At 56.3% G+C, this 16466-nt stretch carries 11 protein-coding genes, 1 tRNA gene and 2 rRNA genes (1 of these 14 running past the window's edge); 9 read left to right on the forward strand and 5 right to left on the reverse strand.

Translation table 11 applies throughout. The features are described 5' to 3' along the window. A 23S ribosomal RNA gene (locus tag GNX18_RS02525) occupies window positions 1–2818 on the forward strand (it extends 65 nt beyond the left edge of the window). Window positions 2819–3031: 213 nt separating this feature from the next. Continuing rightward, a 5S ribosomal RNA gene (rrf, locus tag GNX18_RS02530) occupies window positions 3032–3147 on the forward strand. Between the two features lie 669 nt (window positions 3148–3816). Here rrf and GNX18_RS02535 read toward each other — a convergent pair. Next, window positions 3817–3903 (reverse strand) — tRNA-Leu (locus GNX18_RS02535). 144 nt (window positions 3904–4047) lie between these two features. Here GNX18_RS02535 and queA point away from each other — a divergent pair. The 4 genes from queA (at window position 4048) to secF (ending at window position 9366) form a co-directional block, all read left to right on the forward strand. Further along, a complete protein-coding gene (gene queA, locus GNX18_RS02540) occupies window positions 4048–5106 on the forward strand; it encodes a tRNA preQ1(34) S-adenosylmethionine ribosyltransferase-isomerase QueA (RefSeq protein WP_166215232.1) in 1059 nt (352 codons plus the stop codon). Window positions 5107–5157: 51 nt separating this feature from the next. Next, on the forward strand, window positions 5158–6291 hold the full coding sequence (tgt, locus tag GNX18_RS02545; RefSeq protein WP_205828039.1) for a tRNA guanosine(34) transglycosylase Tgt: 1134 nt from the start codon (window positions 5158–5160) through the stop codon (window positions 6289–6291). 194 nt (window positions 6292–6485) lie between these two features. Next, on the forward strand, window positions 6486–8354 hold the full coding sequence (gene secD, locus GNX18_RS02550) for a protein translocase subunit SecD (protein WP_166215234.1): 1869 nt from the start codon (window positions 6486–6488) through the stop codon (window positions 8352–8354). Between the two features lie 10 nt (window positions 8355–8364). Then, window positions 8365–9366, forward strand: coding sequence for a protein translocase subunit SecF (gene secF / locus GNX18_RS02555; protein ID WP_166215236.1), 1002 nt, complete (start codon window positions 8365–8367; stop codon window positions 9364–9366). A gap of 87 nt (window positions 9367–9453) precedes the next feature. Here secF and GNX18_RS02560 read toward each other — a convergent pair whose 3' ends face one another. The 4 genes from GNX18_RS02560 to pyrC form a co-directional block, all read right to left on the reverse strand. After that, window positions 9454–9630 (reverse strand): hypothetical protein, encoded by a 177-nt coding sequence (locus GNX18_RS02560; protein ID WP_371808096.1) that lies wholly within the window; start codon window positions 9628–9630, stop codon window positions 9454–9456. 197 nt (window positions 9631–9827) lie between these two features. Further along, on the reverse strand, window positions 9828–10778 hold the full coding sequence (locus GNX18_RS02565) for a PHB depolymerase family esterase (protein ID WP_166215240.1): 951 nt from the start codon (window positions 10776–10778) through the stop codon (window positions 9828–9830). 98 nt (window positions 10779–10876) lie between these two features. Continuing rightward, window positions 10877–11557: a ribonuclease T gene (gene rnt, locus GNX18_RS02570; RefSeq protein WP_166215242.1), complete on the reverse strand. Its 681-nt coding sequence runs from the start codon at window positions 11555–11557 to the stop codon at window positions 10877–10879. A 46-nt stretch (window positions 11558–11603) separates the two neighbouring features. Continuing rightward, a complete protein-coding gene (pyrC, locus tag GNX18_RS02575) occupies window positions 11604–12641 on the reverse strand; it encodes a dihydroorotase (RefSeq protein WP_166215244.1) in 1038 nt (345 codons plus the stop codon). Window positions 12642–12995: 354 nt separating this feature from the next. Here pyrC and GNX18_RS02580 point away from each other — a divergent pair, with 354 nt between their 5' ends. The 3 genes from GNX18_RS02580 (at window position 12996) to ccoO (ending at window position 16452) form a co-directional block, all read left to right on the forward strand. Continuing rightward, on the forward strand, window positions 12996–14216 hold the full coding sequence (locus tag GNX18_RS02580; protein ID WP_166215246.1) for an argininosuccinate synthase: 1221 nt from the start codon (window positions 12996–12998) through the stop codon (window positions 14214–14216). A 145-nt stretch (window positions 14217–14361) separates the two neighbouring features. Continuing rightward, complete coding sequence (gene ccoN / locus GNX18_RS02585; protein ID WP_166215248.1) at window positions 14362–15822, forward strand: cytochrome-c oxidase, cbb3-type subunit I; 1461 nt, start codon at window positions 14362–14364, stop codon at window positions 15820–15822. Window positions 15823–15834: 12 nt separating this feature from the next. Next, entirely contained in the window at window positions 15835–16452 is a 618-nt protein-coding gene (gene ccoO, locus GNX18_RS02590) for a cytochrome-c oxidase, cbb3-type subunit II (protein WP_138237281.1), read from the forward strand. Window positions 16453–16466 lie beyond the last annotated feature (14 nt).

Genomic DNA, 16466 nt, shown 5'->3' on the forward strand with positions numbered 1-16466 from the left:
CTGCGAAAAGTCTAGGGGAGCTGGCACACAAGCTTTGATCCTAGGATGTCCGAATGGGGAAACCCACCCGCTTGCGGGTATCACATAGTGAATACATAGCTATGTGAGGCGAACCCGGGGAACTGAAACATCTAAGTACCCGGAGGAAAAGAAATCAACCGAGATTCCCTGAGTAGCGGCGAGCGAAAGGGGACTAGCCCTTAAGCTCTTTATGTCTTAGTGGAAGGATCTGGAAAGTTCCGCGATACAGGGTGATAGCCCCGTACACGAAAAGGCACATTGAGTGAAATCGAGTAGGTCGGGACACGTGTTATCTTGACTGAATATGGGGGGACCATCCTCCAAGGCTAAATACTCCCAGCTGACCGATAGTGAACCAGTACCGTGAGGGAAAGGCGAAAAGAACCCCGGAGAGGGGAGTGAAATAGAACCTGAAACCGTATACGTACAAGCAGTAGGAGCACCTTCGTGGTGTGACTGCGTACCTTTTGTATAATGGGTCAGCGACTTATTGTCTGTAGCAAGGTTAACCGCATAGGGGAGCCGTAGAGAAATCGAGTCTTAATAGGGCGTTTAGTTGCAGGCAATAGACCCGAAACCCGGCGATCTATCCATGGGCAGGTTGAAGGTTGAGTAACATCAACTGGAGGACCGAACCGACTCCTGTTGAAAAAGTAGCGGATGACCTGTGGATCGGAGTGAAAGGCTAATCAAGCCGGGAGATAGCTGGTTCTCCTCGAAAGCTATTTAGGTAGCGCCTCGCGTCTCACCCTCGGGGGTAGAGCACTGTTTGGGCTAGGGGGTCATCCCGACTTACCAACCCCATGCAAACTCCGAATACCGAGGAGTGCAATCGCGGGAGACACACGGCGGGTGCTAACGTCCGTCGTGAAAAGGGAAACAACCCAGACCGCCAGCTAAGGTCCCAAATACCAGTTAAGTGGGAAACGATGTGGGAAGGCCCAGACAGCTAGGAGGTTGGCTTAGAAGCAGCCATCCTTTAAAGAAAGCGTAATAGCTCACTAGTCGAGTCGGCCTGCGCGGAAGATATACCGGGGCTCAAACTGGTAACCGAAGCTGCGGATGCTCTTATGAGCATGGTAGAGGAGCGTTGTGTAAGCCGTTGAAGGTGAACTGTGAGGTTTGCTGGAGGTATCACAAGTGCGAATGCTGACATGAGTAACGACAAGGGGGGTGAAAAACCTCCCCGCCGGAAGACCAAGGGTTCCTGTCCAACGCTAATCGGGACAGGGTTAGTCGGCCCCTAAGGCGAGGGCGAAAGCCGTAGTCGATGGGAAACAGGTTAATATTCCTGTACTTGCAATTGCTGCGATGGAGTGACGGAGAAGGCTAGGCCAGCATGGCGATTGGTTGTCCATGTTTAAGGTCGTAGGCTGGGGGATTAGGCAAATCCGGTCCCCTAAGGCTGAGAACTGATGACGAGTCTCTTTTAGAGACGAAGTGGTTGATGCCCTGCTTCCAGGAAAAACTTCTAAGCTTCAGGCAATTGCGAACCGTACTCTAAACCGACACAGGTGGTCAGGTAGAGAATACCAAGGCGCTTGAGAGAACTCTGGTGAAGGAACTAGGCAAAATGGTACCGTAACTTCGGGAGAAGGTACGCCGGTTTTGGTGATGGGACTTGCTCCCTAAGCTGAGGCCGGTCGAAGTGACCAGGTGGCTGCGACTGTTTATTAAAAACATAGCACTCTGCAAACACGTAAGTGGACGTATAGGGTGTGACGCCTGCCCGGTGCCGGAAGGTTAATTGATGGGGTTAGCGCAAGCGAAGCTCTTGATCGAAGCCCCGGTAAACGGCGGCCGTAACTATAACGGTCCTAAGGTAGCGAAATTCCTTGTCGGGTAAGTTCCGACCTGCACGAATGGCGTAACGATGGCCACGCTGTCTCCACCAGAGACTCAGTGAAATTGAAATCGCTGTTAAGATGCAGTGTACCCGCGGCTAGACGGAAAGACCCCGTGAACCTTTACTATAGCTTTGCACTGAACTTTGAGCCTACTTGTGTAGGATAGGTGGGAGGCTTTGAAGCAGGAACGCCAGTTCTTGTGGAGCCATCCTTGAAATACCACCCTGGTATGTTTGAGGTTCTAACTCTGGTCCGTAATCCGGATCGAGGACAGTGTATGGTGGGTAGTTTGACTGGGGCGGTCTCCTCCCAAAGAGTAACGGAGGAGTACGAAGGTGCACTCAGCATGGTCGGAAATCATGCAATGAGCATAATGGTATAAGTGCGCTTGACTGCGAGACAGACATGTCGAGCAGGTACGAAAGTAGGTCATAGTGATCCGGTGGTTCTGTATGGAAGGGCCATCGCTCAACGGATAAAAGGTACTCCGGGGATAACAGGCTGATACCGCCCAAGAGTTCACATCGACGGCGGTGTTTGGCACCTCGATGTCGGCTCATCACATCCTGGGGCTGAAGCCGGTCCCAAGGGTATGGCTGTTCGCCATTTAAAGTGGTACGCGAGCTGGGTTTAGAACGTCGTGAGACAGTTCGGTCCCTATCTGCCGTGGGCGTTGGAGATTTGAGAAGAGTTGCTCCTAGTACGAGAGGACCGGAGTGAACGAACCTCTGGTGTTCCGGTTGTCACGCCAGTGGCATTGCCGGGTAGCTATGTTCGGACGGGATAACCGCTGAAAGCATCTAAGCGGGAAGCCTCCTTCAAGATGAGATCTCCCTGAGACTTCGAGTCTCCTAAAGGGCCGTGGAAGACTACCACGTTGATAGGCTGGGTGTGGAAGCGTTGTGAGGCGTTGAGCTAACCAGTACTAATTGCCCGTGCGGCTTGACCATACAACAGAGATGGTTACTAACGAACGGATTGTGAAAGCAACCGAGAGACGCGCAAGCTACTCGCAAGAGATCGACTTGCGGTGTATTACTACAGAATGTTTCGCCGACTTATTTGGGTTGATTGTTATCGCTGAATACAGCGAAGGCAGACAGACAATCAAACGGTAGCGCAGGGCACAGCCCGTAAGACCAGCACCAACCCAAGCCAGTTTGCCTGACGACCATAGAGTTGTGGAACCACCTGATCCCTTGCCGAACTCAGAAGTGAAACGCAACATCGCCGATGGTAGTGTGGGGTTTCCCCATGTGAGAGTAGGTCATCGTCAGGTTTTATTCCAAAAGCCCTGATCGCTAACGCGGTCAGGGCTTTTTTCATTGAACCTACCGATAACCTACTCTCCCGCTACGCGGGAAGGTCATGGTGATTCGGGCCTGCGGCCCTCACCCTTCGGGCTGCCTGCGGCAGTCCAAACGGCGTTGCCGTTTGTCAGGCTTCTAAATAAAAGAAAGGGCCACCCAAACGGGTGGCCCTTTTTTTATTTTGGATACGATGAACTCCTGCCACGACCTCGCAGCGCACCGCGCTGCCATGTGAAAGGTCGTGCGCGACCCCGGCAGCACCGAAGGTGCGGGCTTGGGGCGCCCGCAGGGCGTCGCACCGCGATGGCGAGCACCGCTCGCCACCCACTGTAGGTCATCGCTCTCCCCGCCAGCACAGGCCCGGATCAAAACCAAAAAGGCCCTGACCGCCAGCGCGCTCAGGGCCTTATCATTGATATTTGCAGAAAATTTTAATGCCTGCGAAAACTGGGGGTCGGCAATCCCGCAGCCAACTGCCCGAGGCTGGACTGATCACATTGGCTGCGCCAATGTGCCCCAGCGGGTGCCTTCAGCGTCCCAACTGCTGGCCCAGGTGGTCGAACCGAGTGCAGGGCTCGCCAATTTCCAGCACCAAATAAAAAAGCCCTGATTACTGTCGCAATCAGGGCTTTTTTATTTGGTACCAGAGGCCGGACTCGAACCGGCACGCTTTTAAGGGCGGGGGATTTTGAATCCCCTGTGTCTACCAATTTCACCACTCTGGCATGAACACGAGGCAAATGTGCTTTCCTGTGCCTCGGTAAGGGTGACGATTATAGCGATGGCCCGTTTTCGGTCAACCAGATTTGGAGAAGCCGGCGGATTCCGTTAATCTTCGCGCCCGTAAATTGTCCACCTAGACTGATTGCATGCACCGCCAGGATTTTCATTTCGACCTTCCCGATGAGTTGATAGCCCGCTCGCCCGCAAAGGAGCGCCGCGGCAGCCGTCTATTGTGCCTGAGTGGCCCAAGCGGAGAGATGGCTCATCGACAGTTCACCGACCTGCCAGACTTGTTGGCACCGGGGGATCTGCTGGTGTTCAACGACACGCGAGTAATTCCCGCAAGGCTGTTTGGCCGCAAGGCCAGCGGTGGCAAGCTGGAAGTACTGGTAGAGCGGGTCCTGGATGACCGCAGGGTGTTGGCCCATGTGCGCTCCAGTAAGTCGCCCAAGCCGGGCGCTGAAATCCTTCTGGACGATGGCACGCCGCTGCAGATGGTGCAGCGCCACGATGCACTGTTCGAACTCGCGTTCCCTGAAGAAGGGGTGTTGGCGGTGCTGGAGCGGCTTGGACACATGCCTCTGCCGCCCTATATTGACCGACCGGACGATGACACCGATCGCGAGCGCTACCAGACGGTGTATGGCCGCAAAGCCGGTGCCGTGGCAGCGCCTACGGCAGGTTTGCATTTCGACGAAGAGATGCTGGATACCTTGCGTGCAAATGATATCGAGACCGCATTTGTTACCCTTCACGTGGGCGCGGGTACTTTTCAGCCTGTACGGGTGGATGATATCCATACCCATAAAATGCACAGCGAGGTATTGGATGTATCGGAAGCGGTGTGCCAAGCGGTGGCTGCCTGTCGCGCCCGGGGGGGCAAGGTGGTGGCAGTGGGCACCACCAGTGTGCGGGCCTTGGAAAGCGCCGCGGCTTCCGGCCAGCTGCGGCCGACGGTGGGGGAAACCGAAATATTCATCTATCCCGGTTATGAGTTCCGAGTGGTCGACCGCCTGATTACGAATTTTCATCTGCCGGAATCCACTCTGCTGATGCTTGTCAGCGCATTTGCCGGCTATCGCCACGCAATGCATGCCTATCGCGAAGCCGTAGATCAAAAGTACCGATTTTTCAGTTATGGCGACGCCATGCTGATCGACCGCAATCCCGCTGTGGATCCTGCGGAAGTCGGGTGCTCTGAATAAGGCCGTAGGTCTATTGAAAGCTGAGCCCGGAATTCAATTGAGGAGAAACCTGTGAGTCGCCAGTGTTTTATGCAGTTTGAGCTGGACACTACCCAAGGCAAAGCCCGGCGAGGCCGCCTGAAGTTTCCCCGCGGGATAGTGGAAACCCCCGCATTCATGCCTGTGGGAACCTACGGAACGGTTAAAGGCATGTTGCCGCGCGATGTGGAGGCTATCGGTGCCCACATGATCCTTGGCAATACCTTTCATTTGATGCTGCGCCCTGGTACCGAAGTCATCAAAGCGCATGGCGATTTGCACGATTTCATGCAGTGGCACGGGCCAATACTGACCGATTCCGGAGGCTTCCAGGTGTTCAGCCTGGGACAGATGCGCAAAATCACCGAAGAGGGGGTTTCTTTCAAGTCCCCGGTAGACGGCAGCCCCGTATTTATGGGGCCTGAAGAGTCTATGGCGGTTCAGCGGGACTTGGGGTCGGACATCGTGATGATTTTTGACGAATGCACTCCATATCCGGCCACTACCCACGAAGCACGCCAGTCTATGGAGCTTTCACTACGTTGGGCCAAGAGATCCAAGGATGCCCATGGAGATAACCCCTCGGCCCTGTTCGGCATAGTGCAGGGTGGAATGTACCCGGAGCTGCGCGACATCTCTTTGGCAGGGCTGTCCGAACTGGGCTTTGATGGGTATGCCATCGGCGGACTCTCTGTGGGAGAGCCGAAAGAAGATATGATCAGGGTGCTTGACCACATTGCTTATAAGATGCCCGAAGACAAGCCCCGCTACCTCATGGGGGTTGGCAAGCCAGAAGATATCGTCGAGGCCGTGCGCCGCGGGGTCGACATGTTCGACTGTGTGATGCCCACGCGCAATGCGCGCAACGGCCATCTTTTCACCTTCGCTGGGGTGGTGAAGATACGCAACGCGGTTCACCGCCATGACACGCGACCGCTAGAAGAAGAATGTGACTGCTACACCTGCACGCATTTTTCCCGCAGTTACTTACATCATCTCGACAAATGCGGGGAAATTCTCGGTGCCCAGCTGAATACCATTCACAACCTGAGGCACTATCAGCGTCTGATGCAGCGGATCCGGGATGCATTGGATGCGGGAGATCTCGACCGTTTTGTCGCAGATTTCTATCGCGGCCTCGGACGAGAGGTGCCCCCGTTGGGATGAGTGAGGGCGCCGTGCATTTGTACCGACTTTCTATCCCCGTATAATCAGCGACCACCTTTTATCACCTCTGCGAAGCGGGGGGCCGGTTCGTTCGAGCGTGAACTGACCTTGTAATGGTAAGAGATAGCCCGCATATCCAAGGATATCGCTAAAAACGAGCCCGCCCAGCGGGCCATTCCAACAATGAGAAAAGCATGAATCGCTATCCCCTCTGGAAATATCTCCTGATCCTGATCATTACCGGGTTGGGGCTGCTGTACGCGGCGCCAAACCTGTATCGCCCCGATCCCGCGGTACAGATTTCCGGGCAGTCCAGTGCGCTGAAAGTTGATCAGAATGTGCTCAGCCTCGCCGAAAAGGCACTGGATGATGCCGGTATTGCCTACTTTGGCGGTGAGGTACAGGAAAAATCTGTCCTGCTGCGCCTAAAGTCGATTGAAGAGCAGCTTCCAGCGAAGCGGGCTATCCAGGATGCGTTGGGATACACCGAGTATGTGGTGGCTCTGAACCTGGCTCCGACTACACCTGAGTGGCTCAACAGAATGGGGGCGAGCCCGATGAAGCTCGGGCTGGATCTCGCTGGCGGGGTACACTTCCTGATGGAAGTGGATACCAACTCCATCGTCAAGACCAACATGGAAGGCTATGTATCCGACGTGAAGTCCAAGCTGCGTGCGGCAAATGCCCGTTATCGAGGGGTCGCATTGGACGGTGATCGCGAGATCGTTGCCAGCTTTCGTGATGAGGAACTGCGCAGCCTTGGGATGCGCACCTTGCGCAAAGAATTTCCCACCCTGCAACTGACTGAGGCGGGGAGTGGCGAAAACCTTGAGATCCGGGCCACACTTTCCGAACAGGAAATCAAGCAACTGGAAGACTATGCCGTTACCCAGAACCTCACGACGTTGCGCAACCGAGTGAACGAACTTGGTGTTGCCGAGCCAATTGTTCAACGTCAGGGGCGCAACCGCATCGTAGTCGAGCTCCCCGGAGTTCAGGACACCGCGGAAGCCAAGCGGATTATCGGCAAGACTGCGAATCTGGAATACCGCATGGAGGCTAAGCCCGATGCGCTGGTAACAAACAAGGAGTTTTTCGAGTACCGCAACGAGCAGGAGCGTGCAGCCTACGGTGGCGCCTGGCTGGAGCGCAAAGTCATTATTTCCGGCGAAAGGGTGACCGATGCACGAGTAGGTTACGACGAGAGTGGTTTTCCGCAGGTGAACATCACACTTGATGCCCGCGGCGGTGAAATGATGCATCGGGCAACCTGGAAAAATGTCGGCCGCCGTATGGGGACGCTGTTTGTGGAAAGCCGCTTTACGCCGGAAAAGCAGCTTGATGCCGAAGGCAATGAGATCGTTGTCCAGAAGCGCACTGATGACAAGAAAATCATCAGCCTGGCGACGGTACAGAGTCCGCTCGGTCGCCAGTTCCGCACTACCGGTCTGGGAAGTCCGGCGGAAGCACAGGAACTGGCATTGCTGCTGCGTTCCGGTGCACTCGCGGCACCCATGTACTTTGTGGAAGAGCGGGTGATTGGTCCTTCGGCTGGAGCCGACAATATCAAGGTAGGTGTGACCTCGGCCCAGATAGGCCTTATTGCCGTACTGATATGTATGCTGGTGTTTTATCGGGTATTCGGTCTCGCAGCCAACATTGCACTTGCGGTAAACGTAGTGCTGCTGGTCGCGGTCATGTCGATACTCGGCGCGACGCTTACATTGCCCGGTATTGCTGGAATGGTGTTGACGATGGGTATGGCGGTGGATGCCAATGTGCTGATTTTTTCGCGAATACGGGAAGAGCTGCGCAGAGGAGTTCCACCACAATCGGCAATCAGTGCCGGTTTTGACAACGCCTACAGCGCGATTGTGGATGCGAACATCACCACCCTGATCGTCGCGGTCATTCTCTATGCAATTGGTTCCGGTCCCGTGCAGGGCTTTGCGGTAACACTTTCCATTGGCATCCTGACAACCATGTTCAGTGCCATCATGGGGACTCGCGCGTTAATTAACTTGTTCTACGGCGGTCGCCGTGTACAGAAACTCTGGATTTAAGGGGTTGGTGATGAAAGAAACCAAAGAAGAGAACGGCCGCATCACTGAGTACATGGGCAGACGTGTATGGGATTTCATGCGCTGGCGAAAGCTCGCGTTGGCGTTCATCGCTGTGTTGGTAATCGGCTCAGTGGCGGCGCTGGCGGTAAATGGACTGAAGTTTGGCCTGGATTTTACCGGTGGCACCCAAGTTGAGGTGGGGTATCAGACTGCGCCGCAACTGGAAGCCGTGCGTAGTCAGCTTGTGGCGGCGGGATTTGAAGGGGCCACTGTGGTGCGTTTTGGCTCTGACAACGAAATCCTGATCAAGCTGCCTCCGGAAGAGGGGGATGGATTGTCTCAGCGCAATGCGCGAGATGAAGAGGCGATTCAAACTATTGGTGGCAAGGTAGTTGAGGTTCTGCGTGCGGGCAGTGACAGTAGCGTGGAACTGCGACGGGTAGAAACCGTTGGGCCACAAGTGGGCGAAGAATTACGCGATGACGGCGGTCTCGGTATGTTGTTCGCGTTTGCGGTGGTAATGGCTTATGTCGCATTGCGATTCCAGTACAAATTTGCCGTTGGTGCGGTGGTGTCACTGGTTCACGACGTGATCATTGTGCTGGGTTTCTTTGCGATATTTCGACTGGATTTCGATCTTACCGTGCTCGCGGCAGTTCTCGCGACGATCGGTTACTCGATCAATGACACCATCGTGGTGTATGACCGTATCCGTGAAAACTTTCGCAAAGTACGCCAGGCGACCTCCGAAGATATTATCAATATCTCTCTCAGCCAGACTCTGGGGCGTACAACGATGACCTCATTCACCACCTTGCTGGTGCTGTGGGCACTGCAGTTTTTCGGTGGCGAGCTGATCCACAACTTCTCACTGGCAATGATCGTCGGGGTTGTAGTCGGGACATTCTCGTCCATTTATGTGGCGGTGGGAGTGCTGATGGCGATGGATATATCTTGCGAAGACTTGATGCCCCCAGTTAAAGAGGGCGCAGACCTGGATGAAATGCCCTGATCGAAATTACTTTCAGGTATGGCAAAGGCGGGATTTTCCCGCCTTTTTGCTGTCTGGCCGGGCGTTCACCGAGAGCTCTGGGAAGGTTCAGGCGCGAGGCTTTTTGCCCAGTGTGATGTGCTTGGGGCCGGCGGTATTGGTTTGCCCGCTGACGCCCTTGGGAATCTGTTCAATCTTCCCGCCATTGGCGAGAAATGCCTGAACTTGCGCTTCAATTGCTTCGCGTGACTCGGTCGACACGGTTTCCTTGCCCCGCTTATTCACGCTGGATGCTTTCTTAGCCACTATTCTGTCCACTATTCATGTATGAGCGGCAGATATTACCGCAATCTGTGCAAAAAATCACCCACACCTATTGACGGCCCGGAATGGCTCTGATTAAGGCGCGGGGAGCTGGATGTTGCCAGACAGTGGAGCTCTCATCGGGGGAATCCGCGCTGAACTTTGGACTGTATAGTCCATTATTCACCAGCAGTACCCTGAACGACGCGTTTGTTGTGGTCGATGAAGTACTGGCCCAGATAGCGGGCATAGTTGACGCCCGCATCGCTGACATAATTGCCGCTGGCACCCTCTCCGCCGGACCAGGAGTGATCCACTCCATTCAGCCATAACATGGAAACCCGGCCATCCTGCCACAGGGTTTCATTCGCGGTATGACTGCCGTCATTGAAGGTGTTACTTCCGGGCACCTGGTCGACGGCGTAAAGTTTCGCCATACCCTCCGCATTCTGGGTGTGGTAGCAGTGGTCCACTACCGTGTCATTGACGCCGTGGGTGATGGAGGCAATCTGGGAGCTGAAGTGACTGGCGTAACTGCCGGCATAGGAGCTGCAGCGACTGGCTACATCGGCTGATTCACAATTGCGGATGGCACCGCCGGGGCTGGTGCCAATGCTTGGTCCGGCGCTGATACCCATACCGGCAAAGACATCCGGCGCAATGCAGGCGGCGGTATTGGCAAAGGTGGCGCCGGAAGAGAGTCCGGAAATGTATACCTGATCCGGGTCTATATCGCGGCTGCCGTCGCCACTCAAGGTGTTGGCCAGATTGATCAGGTTTTTGAAATCTCCCGTTTCACGGGTCTTTTCGCCTTCCCAGTAAGACCAGCAACCGTAACCGGCCTTGTTCATGGCGTCTGGAACGGCAATAACCATACCGAACTCTTCCGCGGCATCTTCAAGGTTGGCTGTCAGGTAGGCGTCGGTTGGTTGAACGCAGCCGTGCAGCACGATCAGCAGGGATTTGCCGTTGCCGATGGGGGAGGTGGTGTCGGGGGTGTAGATGTGGACCTTGTCGAAGCCGCCTGCGGCGACGTTCTGTTGCCAGCTGCCGGCACTTGCGGTGCCGGCGGCCAGCGCCAGGGAAAGCCCCAAGCCGGAGGTCAGGAGCGCACGCTCGATTCTGTTCATGGCATCCACCGTTATCACTATTAGTTGCCGCCTGAGCCTAGCGGGGCGTAGTAACGATGAACATGCGACCTAGGTATTAATCTCGGCCGCAGGGCAGACTACTCGTCAGTGGGAGTATCAGTTTCTGTCTGCAGTGGCATCAGCGGCCAACCACCCAGATCGCGCCAGCGATTGACGATGCCGCAGAACAGTTCCGCGGTTTTCTCCGCATCGTATTCCGCAGAGTGAGCGGCGCTATTGTCGAAGGCGATACCCGCGGTCTGGCACGCCTTTGCCAACACTGTCTGGCCGTAAGCGAGACCTGAAAGGGTAGCGGTATCCATGCAGGAGAAGGGGTGAAACGGATTGCGCTTCAGTCCGCAGCGGTTAACCGCCGCATTGATAAAGCCGAGGTCAAAATGGGCGTTGTGCGCCACCATGATGGCGCGGGTGCAGCTGTGGAGTTTGATTGCACGGCGAATCTGACGGAAAAGCTCCGGTAGCGCGATTTCTTCCGGCCAGGCGTCGCGCTCCGGTGATTCCAGATCGACACCGATAAAATCCAGTGCCGATTGCTCGATATTCGCCCCCTCGAACGGTTCGATATGGAAGCTGTGGGTTTCCTCCGGATAGAGGGTGCCCTGTTCATCCATATTCAGGATCACCGCGGAAACCTCCAGCAGGGCATCGGTGCGGGCATTGAAGCCCGCAGTCTCGAGATCCAGTACTACCGGCAGGAAGCCGCGGAATCGCTGGGCCAGGAGGGATTTGGGGCCTGTCGGTGTTTCTGCTGGGGTCACGGGGGTTCCTGGTACTTCTATCTTTCGTCGTTTGTTGTCGCTGCGTTCACAGCAGTCGCCAGTTGAGCGTTTCGCCAGCTGCCAGCGGTATCAGAGCGTCGGCGCCCATCGGCAGCGCACTGGGCAGCGTCCAGGGTTCCCGCACCAGCGTGATGGTGTCGTTGTTGCGCGGAAGGCCGTAAAAATCGGGGCCATATTCACTGGCAAAGCCTTCCAGCCTGTCCAGTTTGCCCGCACGCTCGAAGGCCTCTGCGTACAGTTCAATGGCGCTGAAGGCGGTGTAGCAGCCGGCGCAACCGCAGGAGGTCTCCTTCCGCCCCTGTGCGTGGGGTGCGGAATCGGTGCCGAGGAAAAACCTCGGGCTGCCGCTGGTTGCCGCTTCAATCAGCGCGTCCTGGTGGGTGCTGCGCTTCAGGACCGGCAGGCAGTAGTAGTGGGGGCGAATGCCGCCCACCAGCATGTGGTTGCGATTGTACAGCAGGTGATGGGCGGTAATAGTTGCCGCGACACCCTTGCGGGCCCTGGCGACAAATTCCACCGCGTGTGCGGTGGTGATGTGCTCGAGGACGATTTTCAGGTTGGGGAAGTCCGCAACCACCGGGCCGAGAATATTCTCGATAAACACCCGCTCGCGGTCGAAGATGTCGATGTCGCTGCTGGTGACTTCCCCGTGCAGCAGCAGCTTCATACCACAGGACTGCATCGCCTCCAGTGCGGGGTAGATGTTGGCGATGTCGGTGACGCCGGAATCCGAATTGGTGGTGGCGCCGGCGGGATACAGCTTGGCGGCAACGACGCCCGCGGCATGGGCTTCCCGCACGGTTTCGGGGGAAGTCTTGTCGGTCAGATAAATGACCATCAGCGGTGTGAATGCTCTGCCTGCGGGCACTTCGGCTTCGATGCGGGCCTTGTAAGCCAGCGCGCCTTCGGCATTGACCACCGGCGGTACCAGATTGGGCATGATGATGGCGCGGCGGAACTGTCGGGCGGCGTCGCCAACGGTGCGCCCAAGGGCGGTGCCATCCCGCAGATGAATGTGCCAGTCGTCAGGCGCGCGCAGGGTAATTTGCTGTCTGGAGTCCACCGAATATCTCCTTCCGGATTGATCGCGGCGCCGATGCTACCTGAAGCGCCAATAAATTGCGAAAACTGGGGGAATCGCCTCGTCCCCCGGTGGATTGAATATAAAGTAAGCAGGGTTGCTGTTTGCTTTGTGGGCAACCCGCTGAGAATCTGTCGGGTGCTAGTCGCGGGCGAATCTAGGCGCTACAATCGCGCCCCGAAAAAAGGCGGCCTTTCCGCACTTCCTGGGCACATATCCAAAATAAATCTCCCCAGACTGAAACATTCACGGGTGATCGGCTTCTCCTGAGGCGTTGTAACACCCGCTGGTGACGGCTTTGCCCCCATATACGGGGCCACTATACAGAGGATAGTAATGAGCAAGATCGACAAGGTGGTACTGGCGTATTCTGGCGGTCTCGATACTTCGGTTATCGTGCGTTGGCTACAGGATACCTACGGATGCGAGGTTGTTACCTTTACCGCCGACATCGGTCAGGGCGAAGAGGTCGAGCCCGCCCGCGCCAAGGCTCAGGCACTGGGCGTGAAAGAGATCTATATCGACGATCTGCGTGAAGAGTTTGTGCGGGATTTCGTGTTCCCCATGTTCCGCGCCAATACCATCTACGAAGGCGAGTATCTACTGGGCACCTCTATTGCCCGCCCGCTGATTGCCAAGCGCCTGATCGAGATTGCCAACGAGACCGGAGCGGATGCGATTTCCCACGGTGCCACAGGCAAGGGTAACGATCAGGTGCGTTTCGAGCTGGGTGCCTACGCCCTGAAGCCGGGTATCAAGGTGATTGCTCCCTGGCGCGAGTGGGATCTGACCTCCCGCGAAAAGCTCATGCAGTACTGCGAGCAACACAAGATTCCGGTGGACTTTTCCAACAAGAAGAAAAAGTCTCCTTACTCCATGGATGCCAACCTGCTGCATATCTCCTACGAAGGTGGCGTGCTGGAGGAGCCCTGGGCGGAAGCGGAAGAGGATATGTGGCGCTGGAGTGTCAGCCCTGAGGCCGCTCCCGACGAGCCGACTTACATTACCCTGCAGTTTGAGAAGGGCGACCCCGTTGCCATCGACGGCGAGCGCATGAGCCCGGCAACGCTGCTGGAAACATTGAACAAACTGGGTGGCGCCAACGGCATCGGCCGCCTGGATATCGTGGAAAACCGCTACGTGGGCATGAAGTCCCGCGGTTGCTATGAAACCCCGGGTGGCACCATCCTGATGAAGGCGCATCGTGCCATCGAATCCATCACGCTGGATCGCGAAGTTGCACACCTGAAAGATGAACTGATGCCGCGCTATGCAAAACTGATCTACAACGGCTACTGGTGGTCTCCTGAGCGCCGTATGCTGCAGGCCGCCATTGACGAGTCGCAGGCGGTGGTCAATGGTGAAGTGCGCCTGAAACTGTACAAAGGCAGTGTCAGTGCTGTCGGTCGCCGCTCTGCCGATAGCCTGTTTGATGAGCGTATCGCTACCTTTGAGGACGATGCCGGCGCATACAACCAGAAAGACGCGGAAGGGTTCATCAAATTGAATGCGCTGCGTCTGCGAATTGCTGCCGGTAAAGGCAGAGACTTGATCTGAATCAGTCGGGAACGGCGATAGAAGCGTTTAAATCGTCGTTCCTGTGCCCGCTCGGTCTACCGTGAAGGGACCCAGCCACTAGCGTAGTGGTGGATATCCTCGCGCTTGACGGAAACGAATCTCTAAAAGCAACGGAAGTAACACAATGACGACAACAGTGGCAGAGGCCGGCAAGCTGCCGGACTATGACTACAACATTGTGCGCCAGTTCACCATCATGTCGGTGGTCTGGGGTATTGTTGGAATGGGCGTCGGCGTACTTATCGCCGCACAACTCGCGTGGCCTGCTCTGAATGATCTCTGGCAGCCATTCACGCATTTCGGTCGTCTGCGTCCGCTACACACCAACGGTGTGATTTTTGCGTTTGGCGGTAGCGTATTGTTCGCCACTTCCTACTACGTGGTTCAGCGCACCTGTCAGACCCGCCTCTGGGGTGGCTGGCTTATTCCCTTTACCTTCTGGGGCTGGCAGGCCGTCATTGTTGCCGCCATCATTACCTTGCCGCAGGGTCTGACGTCGACCAAAGAGTACGCGGAGCTGGAGTGGCCTATCGACATCCTGATCGCGTTGATCTGGATTGCCTATGCGGTGGTGTTCTTCGGCACTATTGCCAAGCGTCGCACCTCCCATATCTATGTGGCCAACTGGTTCTTCGGCGCCTACATCATCACCATTGCTGCGCTGCACATCGTCAATAATCTGGCGATACCGGTCAGCGCGTTCAAGTCCTACTCCATCTTCTCGGGCACCAAGGATGCCATGGTCCAGTGGTGGTACGGGCACAATGCGGTGGGCTTCTTCCTCACCGCGGCGTTCCTCGGGATCATGTACTACTTTGTGCCGAAGCAGGCTGGTCGTCCGGTCTATTCCTACCAGCTGTCCATCGTGCATTTCTGGGCGCTGATCTCCATTTATGTCTGGGCCGGCGGCCACCATTTGCACTACTCCGCGCTGCCGGACTGGACCCAGAGTCTCGCCATGGTGATGTCCGTGATCCTGCTGGCGCCATCCTGGGGCGGTATGATCAACGGCATCATGACCCTGTCCGGTGCCTGGCACAAACTCCGCACCGACCCGACCCTGCGCTTCCTGGTGGTATCCCTGTCCTTCTACGGCATGTCCACGTTCGAAGGCCCGATGATGTCGATCAAGACCGTGAACGCGCTGTCACACAACACCGACTGGACCATCGGCCACGTGCATTCCGGTGCTCTCGGCTGGGTTGCGATGATCTCCATCGGCGCGCTGTATCACCTGGTGCCGGTGCTGTGGCATCGCAAGCAGATGTACAGCGTGAAGCTGATCAACGCGCATTTCTGGCTGGCTACCGTGGGTACGGTGCTGTACATCGCGGCGATGTGGGTCAACGGCATCACCCAGGGACTGATGTGGCGTGCTTTCAACGCCGACGGCACTTTGACCTACAGCTTCGTCGAAAGCGTCATCGCGAGCCATCCTGGCTACATCGTGCGCTGGTTGGGCGGTGCCTTCTTCCTGACGGGCATGTTCCTGATGGCGTACAACGTATTCCGCACCATTACCGACGAGCCTGAAGAAGATGAGGTGCGTCACGATGAACATCTGCCAATCGCGAAGTCGGTATAAGGGGAGCGAATCGTGAAGAATCATGACATCGTAGAAAAAAACATCGGTCTGATGATCATCCTGACCATTGTCGCGATCAGTTTTGGCGCACTGGTAGAAATCGTCCCGCAGTTATATCTCAAGGACAACAACGAACCGATTGCGGGCCTGAAGCCGCTTGGCGCGGTAGAGCTGGAAGGTCGTGACATCTACATCCGTGAAGGCTGCCATGTCTGCCACACCCAGATGGTCCGCCCGCTGCGCGCAGAAGTGGAGCGTTACGGCCACTACTCGATGGCGCAGGAGTTTGTATACGACCACCCGTTCCTGTGGGGCTCCAAGCGCACCGGCCCGGATCTGGCCCGTGTTGGCGGCCGCTACTCCGACGAGTGGCACCGTGCGCATATGTACAACCCGCGCAACGTGGTACCGGAATCGATCATGCCGTCCTACCCATGGTTGTTTGACAACGTGGTCACCGGCGAGCACACCGCGGACAAAATGCGCGCGATGCGAGCGATCGGTGTGCCTTATACCGATGAAGATATTGCCAATGCCAGCAAGCCATTTGTCGGCGGTCGCGTTCACGAGATTGACGCGCTGGTGGCCTATCTGCAGCAGCTGGGCACGCTGGTTCAGCAGAAGCGCTAAGGGCGGGGCGAAAT

Source organism: Microbulbifer sp. SH-1, assembly GCF_011326135.1.
GTDB lineage: Bacteria > Pseudomonadota > Gammaproteobacteria > Pseudomonadales > Cellvibrionaceae > Microbulbifer > Microbulbifer harenosus.